The organism is Endozoicomonas sp. (genome assembly GCF_031844845.1).
GTDB lineage: Bacteria > Pseudomonadota > Gammaproteobacteria > Pseudomonadales > Endozoicomonadaceae > Endozoicomonas.
The window spans coordinates 1-10772 of the sequence record NZ_JAVRMB020000226.1; the positions used below are offsets into that span (position 1 = coordinate 1).

Annotated in this window: 9 protein-coding genes; 5 read left to right on the forward strand and 4 right to left on the reverse strand. The window is 45.7% G+C overall.

What is annotated here, in order from left to right; all coding sequences use genetic code 11:
- Together RM811_RS11840 and RM811_RS11845 are read left to right on the forward strand one after the other, a co-directional pair.
- Positions 1-1677 (forward strand): ABC transporter permease (locus tag RM811_RS11840; RefSeq protein WP_402524397.1); only part of this gene is annotated, 1677 nt, incomplete at its 5' end.
- A gap of 171 nt (positions 1678-1848) precedes the next feature.
- Complete coding sequence (locus RM811_RS11845) at positions 1849-2268, forward strand: hypothetical protein (protein WP_402524399.1); 420 nt, start codon at positions 1849-1851, stop codon at positions 2266-2268.
- Between the two features lie 131 nt (positions 2269-2399).
- Here the strand turns inward: RM811_RS11845 and fliO are convergent, their stop codons facing one another.
- On the reverse strand, positions 2400-2843 hold the full coding sequence (fliO, locus tag RM811_RS11850) for a flagellar biosynthetic protein FliO (protein ID WP_402524402.1): 444 nt from the start codon (positions 2841-2843) through the stop codon (positions 2400-2402).
- A 488-nt stretch (positions 2844-3331) separates the two neighbouring features.
- Between fliO and RM811_RS11855 the strand changes: the two genes are divergently transcribed.
- On the forward strand, positions 3332-6865 hold the full coding sequence (locus RM811_RS11855) for a hypothetical protein (protein WP_402524405.1): 3534 nt from the start codon (positions 3332-3334) through the stop codon (positions 6863-6865).
- Between the two features lie 84 nt (positions 6866-6949).
- On the opposite strand, the gene RM811_RS11860 is transcribed toward RM811_RS11855, so the two are convergent.
- Positions 6950-7351, reverse strand: coding sequence for a phnA protein (locus RM811_RS11860; protein WP_402524407.1), 402 nt, complete (start codon positions 7349-7351; stop codon positions 6950-6952).
- Between the two features lie 138 nt (positions 7352-7489).
- Between RM811_RS11860 and RM811_RS11865 the strand changes: the two genes are divergently transcribed.
- Positions 7490-8155, forward strand: a complete 666-nt coding sequence (locus RM811_RS11865) for an N-acetylmuramoyl-L-alanine amidase (RefSeq protein WP_402524410.1) — start codon at positions 7490-7492, stop codon at positions 8153-8155.
- Here RM811_RS11865 and RM811_RS11870 read toward each other — a convergent pair.
- Both RM811_RS11870 and RM811_RS11875 read right to left on the reverse strand, forming a co-directional pair.
- Positions 8141-8941 carry a phytanoyl-CoA dioxygenase family protein gene (locus RM811_RS11870; protein ID WP_402524412.1) on the reverse strand — a complete coding sequence of 267 codons (801 nt, stop codon included), beginning with the start codon at positions 8939-8941 and terminating at the stop codon, positions 8141-8143. The two genes, RM811_RS11865 and RM811_RS11870, sit on opposite strands and share 15 nt — an antisense overlap.
- A 26-nt stretch (positions 8942-8967) precedes the next feature.
- A complete protein-coding gene (locus RM811_RS11875; protein WP_402524414.1) occupies positions 8968-9315 on the reverse strand; it encodes a hypothetical protein in 348 nt (115 codons plus the stop codon).
- Between the two features lie 332 nt (positions 9316-9647).
- Between RM811_RS11875 and RM811_RS11880 the strand changes: the two genes are divergently transcribed.
- Positions 9648-10772, forward strand: a 1125-nt coding sequence (locus tag RM811_RS11880; RefSeq protein ID WP_402524416.1) for an MFS transporter, incomplete at its 3' end; no start/stop codon positions are given.

Genomic DNA, 10772 nt, shown 5'->3' on the forward strand with positions numbered 1-10772 from the left:
GTTGCCATGGCCAGTCAGCGATTTGCCGAGCGGCGGTTTGATAGCTGTGCCGTTATGCGATGTTTTGGTGCCAGCCGACAGCAGGTGCTGAAATTACTATTGGGTGAGCTGGCTTTTGTGGCGGTGCTGGTGGCTTTGCCCGGGGTTGCCATTGGCTGGCTGCTTCAGGAAGGTGTGGTACAGGTGCTCAGAGGTGTTCTTCCAGCCTGGTTGCCCGGGGCAGGCATCATGCCAATGATTGTTGGGGGAGCAACCGGTGTGATCACGCTGGCCGGTTTTGGCCTCGCGCCTTTGTTACGCCTTCAGGAGGTTTCTCCATTACGAGTATTGAGGCGTGACCTGTCGCCTGCTCCGGCGGCCTCATGGCTGGTGTATGGCTTGTCACTCATGGCTGTCTTCCTGTTGCTCTGGTACCACACCGGTGAAGTGATGATGGCCCTGATTCTGGCCATGGTTTCAGGAGCCGTACTGCTGATGATCTCTATGGGTGTTCAGTTTTTGCTCGGTCATCTTGGTAATCATCAGCGTCTTGCCCAATTGCCGGTGTTCTGGCGGCCAGGTGTCAGCCGGATTATTCAGGGTAAAGGAAAAACATCCGCTCAACTGCTGGCATTTACCCTGACGTTTATGGCGATGGCCGTGGTGCTGTTACTCCGTACTGACCTGTTAGAGCGCTGGCAGAATGAACTGCCTGAAGAGACCCCCAACTATTTTGCCATGAACATCCAGCCTTCTGAGGTGGCGGATTATTCTGAGTTTCTGGCAGCCAACGATGTGGATACCAGTCAGCTCTATCCTATTATCCGTGGTCGTTTGATTCGAATTGATGATGTTCCGGTCCGGGAAGCGGTATCCAAGGAAGAGAAGAATAACCATGCCCTGAACCGTGAACTGAACATGACCTGGTCAGAGGCATTGCCGGAAAAAAATCACCTTGAGCAGGGGCGGTGGTGGACTGCCGGCAGTGATGACGGTCTTTCTATTGAGTCGGAGCTTGCCCAAAAGCTTGGTATTGAGTTGGGTGACCGACTGACGTTTATCGTATCAGGCACTGAATTTACGGAAGTGGTCAGCAGTATTCGCACGGTTCAGTGGGAATCCTTTCGCCCTAATTTCTACATGATTTTCCCCAGGGCTGTTTTACAGGAGTTGCCAGCCACCTGGTTAAACAGTTTCTATCTGGAGTCGGAAGAAAAGCTACTGCTTAATGAGTTGATTACTCAATTTCCCACCATGACATTGCTGGATCTTGATGCGGTGATCGGTCAGGTACAGAAAATGCTGGCTCAATCCACCATTGCGGTTGAAGCGATGCTGGCTGCGCTATTGATAGCCGGACTGCTGGTAATGATGTCGGTTATTGAATCCAGTATTGATGAACGTTTGCATGAAGGCGCATTGATTCGTTCCCTTGGCGGAACCCGTCGACAATTGCTGATCATGCAAGTGGGGGAGTTTGTGCTATTCGGTATTCTGGCGGGCTTTCTGGCAGCCTGTGGAACGGAGCTGGCCAGCTACTTTCTGAATACTCAGGTTTTTGAGCTGAGTTGGGAACCGGCCTGGTTTATCTGGTTTGCTCTGCCCCTGTTTGGGGCTACTGTTCTTGGGATTGCCGGCTGGTTGGGAATCCGTCGTGTTCTCAGCCAGTCACCGGCAAATATTTTGAAGGAAGTGTGAGTCAAAATGCATCTGTATAAAAAATAAACAGTTCTTTCTTTGCCTAGTAATGACAGGGGATAAAGGGAGTTATCCACAGTTCATTCAGAGGGTTGATCAGTGAAACTGTGGAAATCTATTAGCCAATTGCATTAACCTGAAGAAAACATTACCTCAGGGAAGGAGGTTATTATGTCGCGGGTTAGTGATACTGATGTGAAAGGGCAAAGTGTTAAAGAGTCAGGTTCTTCAGCTTTAAATTTACTCCCCATTGCAGATGAGTCTTATCTCTGTCTTTTATGCCTTCGGGACAGTACGGAGCGGATCGTCATGCTCTACTTCAATTACATCAAGCTGCGTCAGGCGATTTCAGGAGATACGCCTGCAGCACTGATCGGTATGCTGATGGTGCTTCAGGAAAAGCACAATGGTCTTAAGGAAAAGCTTTTACAGTACTATCCGGAAAATATGGCGAGCGGGAAATGGCATGATCGTGATGAGCAAAATGAATTTCTGGGTTATCTCAGTGAAGAAAACCGGGAATTCCTTCAGCAAATCTGTATAACTGAAATGAAGATGATGCTGTTGATATCTCAAATGATGGAGCAATAAGTCTGGACAATTTTTACAATATATACAGGTTGTTGTGGATAACCTGTGCGTGACCTGTATAACTCCTGTGCCAAGCTTTGAATAAGTGAATTATTAGCAGGCAACAGATGTTATACAGGTTAATGTTGAACTCAGCTTTCAGAACTCTCTAATGATTTTTTACTTTTCGAATTGGGGCGCAACAGCTTTTTAAACTGTTCAGCAAGATCCGTCTGCCCTTTCTCATTGGCTTTATTGACCACTTGCTCATCAAAGGCCTTTATCAGGGTAATGGTTTGCGGCGTAATACCAATCAGAATGTCTTTACCCCCGACCCGAACCAGAGATAATCGTGACTGCTTAGACAGTGGCGTACTGGAGAGTAGCTCTATATCTCTTCCCATGGCCGGTAACTTTGGGTTAATGCGCTTAACCAGCCAGGCCAGTACGAAAATCAGGCCGACCACCATTAACATGGGCATCACCACCTGAAAAAGATCCAGCTCACCGATCGGGCTGACAGGCTCTTCTGTTTCTGCCAGTAGGGTGGTTGGCAGAATAAACAGGCATGATAGATATTTTAATAATTGTTTCATGCTTATGACTATAAAGGCCTTGCCGCCTTAAGGGCAAGTCTCTGATGGGGGATGAGTTCTGGCTATGGGGGCTATGGGGCATATATTGAAATTTCCAGACTATATTCAGTGTGTTATACAGGATTACAAATACTTCAGGTGGCAGGTAGCAGGTTCCTGACGCATATGGGTATAGTCTTTAGTCTAATAAGCTATACTTTTCAAAAAGTTAGCAATTATCAGATGAAGGTTATTAGTATTTAGCATATATATAATTTTTTTAGGAACTATGGTTTATAAATTGAGTCTAATACTACTAATTAAAAGGGCTAATAATAAATATTAGGTAAAAATATGATAAATCCTAATTTAATCAATTAGATCAATATTATTTTCGACTCTGATAAAGAGGGTTATTTGATCCCTTCGTTCATCTAGGTGGGTGACCGAAACTTAATACGATTTCGAAATGACTAATACTGATTTTTAAAGTTAAGGAGTAAATGGAAATGCCAAGAATGGACTCAAATACTTTTAATCCTGATGCCGTAAAGTCTTGGATGGACAAATCGTCGCCAAATCCAAAGGAGGCCATCGTCCAAAAAAAGAATGGTAGCCTTGATACGGAAGAAGCCGTGTGGGTTGGTGCGGACGACAGGAAGGAAGTGTTTTGTCGGCATGTACGTCCTTATGTTCACAACCTTAAAAACATGCTGGAATCCAATTTTTTTACTTACAATAGCATGAAAGATGATATCAAAAAACTTGATAGTTTTTCGATTCAGATTGAAACGGGAGAGGTATTAGTTAGTGAGTTGAAAGATTCTTTAGATACGTTAACGAACTCTCCAGCTCGACAGCTATGTGAAATAAAGAATGATTTATTTCAGTTGGTGCGGGCATGTAAAACAGGAGATGAAGTTAATACACTATTGGAAAAGTTATATGATTGCCTTTTAGATTGTTATACCAATAAAGTTATTTTTATGCAGAGTACGATTGATATATTATCAAGATTGGCGGGTGATATGAGGGCGTTATGCTGTGAGGAATTTAAAGATTTAATGCCTTTTGATGTAGAATACCCTATAGCGCAAATTGAGGAGTTTGCTGCCGGTAAAATACAGATTGAGCAGGCATTAATAAAATTAGCAGATACGTACAGTCGCAAAGACCCTATTAATCCGAATTTAAAGTATAAGTTTGCTGGACTGCTGAGGGATACCCCTGAAGAGGTTCAAAAAATCATTACAGGCGATAAGCAAGCTTCTAAAGAGTTTCGTGTTCGTGTTCTGTCTTTGCTAGAGAGTGAGCAAGCCCATCTACCAGATACTGGCAGAGCGGCTGCTCAAGGTGGAGCCTTAGCGAAAACGGCAAGTTCTGGTACCAGATCTTCTGGCATTAAGTCCGGGGCTTCCAGGTCTCCCGCAAATTCTCAAGGGCTGACAAGGGCTCGACTGAAAAAAAACTATACGGAAGACTCTGTATCCTTTCCATCTCGCATAATGGGCAGAACACCTGGAGCAGAAGGTCGAGATCAACAGCGAGTCCTAGAGGACATGTTTATAGTCAAACAGCTTGCTCTCGCTGTAACATTAAATAGGCAGAGTCAAAGTCCTGAACCAGAATTCAACTGGGAGAATCTTCATAAAGAACTCATTTCTAAATACCACAGAGCTGAACCCTTTACTCTTGATTTTATTAAGCAGGCGACAAAGGTAAATATGGAACAGAAGACATTGAATTCTGCATGTGCAGGAGATGAGAAGGCTTTGGGTAGGGTCAACTTAGCATGTTTAATGTCTGTGTATTCTGACGATGAACAGAAGCAGGCCAGTGCTTCATCATCGCGCAATAATAGAGCTACAGGTCAGCAAATTGATCAGATTATCCACCATCTAGAGGGGGACGTCGGCGATGCAACTCTGGCTGATATGAAGGTTGTTTTTAAACAAATCCCAGTACATATTGATGTTATCAAAGGAGCTGCATGTGGCGGTAATGATGAGCTGACCGAAATTCTGACAGCTTATACACAGTTTCAATCAAGCCCACCTCAATCTCCCCCCCCTGCGCTTGGCAAATTGCAGCAAGGAGCTCAACGGCCCAGATTTTTCAATAACACCATACTGAACCCATCGGGTAATGTTGAAGCTAATAGAATCAATGATTTTGAAACTACGTACGAACCAAGAAACCAAAGAACTCCAGCTACTAAAAGAACTCCAGCTACTAATAAAAGGAATGAGCAGTCTGAGGAGCGGATAGCCAATTATATGCGGGAACTGGGCACTGGTAGAGTTTCTGGTTCCATGAAAATGGATTTGACAAGGATTTCTAACCAACAGCCTGAACTTTTAGCACAGGTTACACCAAACCCTCAGGGTTCTGTGTCTGGAATCACAGATCAGCAAATTCATAAAATAATAGATCAAATTGACAAAGCATTTCCCTTACTGAATGGTAAAGTCAGAGAAGGTGTTAACAAATATATCAGAGTGGTAGAACTGAATAAGGAGGGCATTGATAAGGCTGAAAAGGGAGTCAAAGATCAGCTGAGAAAAATCATTACAGCCTGTAAGAATCACGCAAAGAAAATACTTCCTCAATCACCTCCCTCGGAAAAATCTCATAGGTTGGTTTTTACCGAAGGGTTGCAGAGTGAAAATTCGGTAAGCAAAACACAGGCGAAATCGCCTGTGTTTGTTCCAAGCCGTGGAGCCAAGTCAGTAGCCAATGGGGCACAGCATCCAAGAAATGAATATCCTGCCTGGAATGTAAATCCATTTATGATGGCTCAAGAAGTTGAAACTGATGGGGCCATGGCTTTGGCGTCAATGATCAGGCCTGAATATCCAGGAGTTCCGGCAGCAAATTCACAGACTCAACACCATGAACAAGCTTTCCGAAAGGCGCTAACAAAACTTCTTGACGCATCGGCGAATGATGAAACTCTCTTTGATGCAGATACACCCTCTTTGGCGGAAGCATTCATGGCTATTCGAGCACAGGATCAGGCTGGCAAACAGGAAATTGCAAAGATGGCTATTGCAGGGTCTTACCCTGTGAGAGGCTACTCTCACGGTGCCGTGTCTGTAAAGCAGGGGGCTGGAATTCAGGCAGTTAAAAATAACTGTGCAATAGCTTCTGTATTAATGTGTATGTCACACCAGGGAAGTCTTAGGCTACTCATCAGTCAAATTCGAGAGACGGTAGATAAGGCTCAGAATCGCAGAGAAAATCTAAGGACTGATACAGATAATCCGAAGACTAACAGGGATAACGTTAAAGTTCTGGAAGCGCTTGACCGGCTGCCAAAATTACAGAGCGTTTTAGTTCAGTATGATTCAGAGAAACTTGAATCAATCAGGGTGAATAATAACCTTGATGAGATTCGCAGAATTTTTAAACTCCGTAAAGGTGTAAATCTTGAGCCTGATGAGTTTTTTGGTCAAATGGTCGCGGACTTAAGATCAGTGCAAACTTTCACAGGGTGTTCAAAACGAATTGAGATATTTGCTATCCCGGGTGATAACCGTGAGCAACTTAAGGGTATGACTACGGCTGAGGCATTCAATCGCTTTTATCTGGATGAGTTATCCCGTAACCCAGACCCAGACTTTGTATACCCTGAAGTTCTCGTGCTTGCACCTCCCACATTTGGTAAATACGAGAGAGCTGATATGATTCTCTCAGAGAAAATTGAGCAGTATGGAGTAGATGGAAAACTGGTTGAATACCAGCTTGCGGGTTCTGTTAATATATCCGAGGCACATTATGTGACCTTCCTTAGAGATGATGAAAAAGGATTGTTCTATCTTGCTAACTCTATGGGAATGCGTCTGGGGGCTGGTGATAATCAGCAATTTATGGTGCCGACAATAACATCAATGCCAATAAATGATACTGAGAAGGCTCTGGATGATGCGATACTGAATACAATAAATGAGTCAGATGGGGCTTTCATGCACCAGACAAAGGAGCATTGGAGGAATTTAAACAGGAATTGTCGTTTGGCTATTTATACAAAAGTAAATATATGAATCGAGAAAGCTTGTCATTTGAAAACCCTGACCCTTAATTTTTAATTATTTAAGGGTCGAGGTGCTTTTGAATTTTAGCTTATTTTAACTTAACTCTGAATTAGCCCAACTCTCTATTTCCGGCTCAAGGTAGGCATGTTCCAGTGCCTCAATAGCCCAATCCTGTTTTTCTGATAGTTTCCTTAATTGCCGAAGGGAAACCACCTGAGCAACCGGTAACTGGCTCCAGATACTTTTGGTTAGACAACGCCAGTGGTTGGGGTCCAGACGTTTTGGATTCTCCAGCTGAGTCTTACAGGTTTCGCAGAGCATCAGGCAGTGATCGTAGTCTGGCTCACTGGGTACCGGAGCCACTTCATAAATGGCCAGTGGTACACCAGACGCTTCACAAATCTCACATTTTGACTTGGCCCTGCGTGCCAGGTCTTTGCCCAGCAGGCTTAACGCGGCCTGTCGCTCCTGATGTTTTAGCAGCCCCTTGGCCATGATCGGTTCTCCGGAAAATTTACACTGAAAATGAAGGGTGAAAATTACCGTAAAAGTGCGGAGTGTGCGAGCTATCTTGTAGGGTGGGGGAAAACAGGGAATTATTAAGTGAAATAATTTTTAACAGGTTCTGCTTCTATGGCTCTGAATGTGAACAGTTTGAAAACCGTTAATCGGGATGAGCGGGTTATCCCGGTAGAGTATCTGGTACTTCACTATACCGCTGTGGATTTACAGGAGACGCTGGCTATTTTCACTAACCCGAAGTCCTGTGTTTCATCCCATCTGGTTATTGATACGGATGGGGAAGTTTATGAACTGGTGGACTGTCTTGAAGGTCGTGCTTTTCGGGGCTGGCATGCGGGGGTGAGTCAGTGGGAAGGCGTTCAGGGGCTGAATGACTGCTCTATAGGAATAGAGCTGGTGAACTACAACGGGAATGTGTTTCCTTTTACGGATGCTCAATATCTGTCGCTTCATCGAGTAGTGAGCCGTTTAAAAGAGCATTACCCAAACCTGCAGAATCCCCGGCAAATTGTTGGCCATGAACAGATTGCCGGTTTTCGTGGCAAGGCCGATCCGGGGCTTTGTTTTGACTGGGTTCGGTTTTATAGCGAAAACTATCCCGGAGTGACACCGCCACAGCGACAGGCCGTTTGTCCCGCTGAGCTACAGGCAAGATTGCTGCAGCTCAGGGAGAGTGAGCCAGAGTCACCGGAAGAACGAAGTAAGTTCTGGTGTTCAGTCAGTGCCCTGACAGAAACGACGGTTCGTCTTATTCAGGAAGCTTCAGAGCCCAAGTAATTGTTTGCCCAGTGCTGTCAGCTGAGCAGGTTCACCCGGCTCCGGATCCTGTTGAAAGGGGAGGTTACGCCAGCGCTCAGGGGCCCTTTTCTCACGCCATAACTGAATGCGCCCGGCCTGATCTTCTTCGTTATGGTCTTGCTTGCCAGCCGGGTGCATGGTGATGTATTGGGTCAGCCTGGGTTGATCATGATGGTTCAGGCTGCTGGCATGGGGAAGTCGGGAATCCCAGAGGATAAAGGTGCCCGCTTTACCGCCAAGGTTGACGATATCATGACCGTTCAGTTCTTCATCGCTGAAAAATAGTGAGTCCCGGTCCAGTGTTGTTTTTTTACCCTGGTACAGACTTGGGACACAACAGAAAGCGCCCTGGTTATCCGCCGTATCCATGAGATAAAGAATCCCCTGATACCTTGGCAGGAACACCTTTTCCGGGTCACTGTCCAGGTGAATGGGGCTGTTGTCTTTTTCATCAGGATATTCTGGCCGCCAGGGTGGCTTAAAGGAGGCGCGGTCCAGCCTTGCCCAGAGATCCTCCGTCTTGAGAAGGTCCGCGTACAGACGGTAGAGCGGCGGGTATTGGCGAATGTCCCAAATCGCCTGATGGTGATGGATGGGCACAATGCCATTACTGCCCAGGTTTTTCCGGTACCAGGTAGAGGGCTGATCAAGATCCACATCAAGAAACTGCGTAATCGCTTCAACCGCGGGTTGGAGTAACTGCTGAGGCACCAGGTCAGGAACGATAATATAACCGCTCTCCTGCAACGTACTCTGGTCAATCATTGCTCAGTTACCTCATTCAGTGATGGTTAGTGGAGTGTTGTTTCCATTGCCTCCAATTCATAAGACTCTGGAGGAATACTGTTTTCAAGACTATCCAGTAAGGCCAATACGGTTTTACGGATAATGTCCGTGTTTTTGTTCAGTTCATGGTATTTGACAACACTGATCAGAATTTGTGCCAAGGGATAGGTGCGCAGGTTGTTTTTTATATCGACTGGCGACTGTTTACCTGTTGCCTGGTCGACAAAGTCATTGGCTCCCAGGGTGAATCCCTTATTGGCAGATTCCAGCAGATCCATCACTGAATGGTCGTCAGCATTATCCATTAATGTCTGGAGCAGGGTGTTCAGGCTTTCTTCATTATTATGGGACATCTCTACGGCTCCTGAGTGCTGTTTTGGCTCATGGCTGTTTTTGGCTCATGGCTGTGTAGAGACTAAAGTCCTGTAAGAAGTAAAAGTATCCGTATATGCCCTGAAGTCATATTGATTAATATTTATTAAGAGTTCTGGATATTAAAAATAACACGACAAAAATAACGTGATTCTACTTGGAAGTTGTCGCTTTCTTTGCATAGACTGCGTGTGCCAGTCGTCTGGTCACTGAGTGATAAAAATAAATAAAAAATCGGTATTAATGGATCAATAATGAGTGACCAGAGACCATTAATGACGTATTTCACTAACAAGGTATTGGGACAGTTACCATGATTGAGGCTCGGACCAAAAGCTTCTGGCGCGCAACCCTTGCGCTTTGTCTTGGTTCGTTCATGGTCTTTGCCAACCTTCATATCAGTCAGCCGCTGCTGCCAATGCTGGCTGAGCGTTTCAGCCTTTCTACACTGGAAGCCAGTTTCAGTTTTACCATTACCGCTTTCATGCTGGGGCTTTCACTGCTGTTCTATGGGCCGCTGTCGGACGCCATTGGGCGTAAGCGACTTATGTGGTACAGCATGACCGGCGCTGTGTTCTGTGCTTTTCTGATTTCACAAGTCAGTGACTATCAGCACATCGTTATGCTTCGGGGTGTACAGGGGTTTTTCCTCGGGGGGGTGCCGGCGATCGCCATTGCCTATATGGGCGATGAGTTTGCCAAACCTGCATTGACCCTGGCGGTGGGTTTTTATATCAGTGGCAACTCCCTCGGTGGCATTGGTGGCCGGCTGATCGGCGGATTTATGGGGGACTGGTTTGGCTGGTCTGATGCCTTTTTGTTTGTCGCTATGCTCAGTGCGGTATGCCTGATTGCGTTTGTCTACCTGCTGCCGGATTCAAGACAGTTCCAGCCGGGCCCGCTGCGATTGAAAAAGGTGGCTGGGGATCTGCTCGGGCATTTAAAGAATCCATTACTACTCACTGCTTTTCTGATCAGTGGCTTTAATTTCTTTATTTTTGTTAACCAGTACACCTATGCGATATTTCTATTGTCTGAGGCGCCTTATAACCTGTCTCCCAGTTGGCTGGGCATGCTGTTTTTAACCTATCTCAGTGGCACATTGGGTGCCGCGTTCTCTGGTCGATTAGCCGGTTGGCTAACGCAGCCTGCTATTATGGCACTGGGTGTTTGTTTGCTGATACTGGGCTCAGGTTTGATGCTGAGGGCATCTATTGGCTGGATTATTACCGGCTTTCTGGTGAATGCCTTTGGTTTCTTTGTTGCCCACGCCAATGCCAGCAGCTGGGTCAGCCATCATGCGCAAACGGCAAAAGCCAGTGCCTCTTCACTGTATCTGGTTTTTTATTACTTTGGCGCCAGTACCGGTGGTTTTTATCTGGATATATTCTGGCGCTGGATGGGATGGCAGGGGGTTATTTTCGGGTCCTGGCTTATT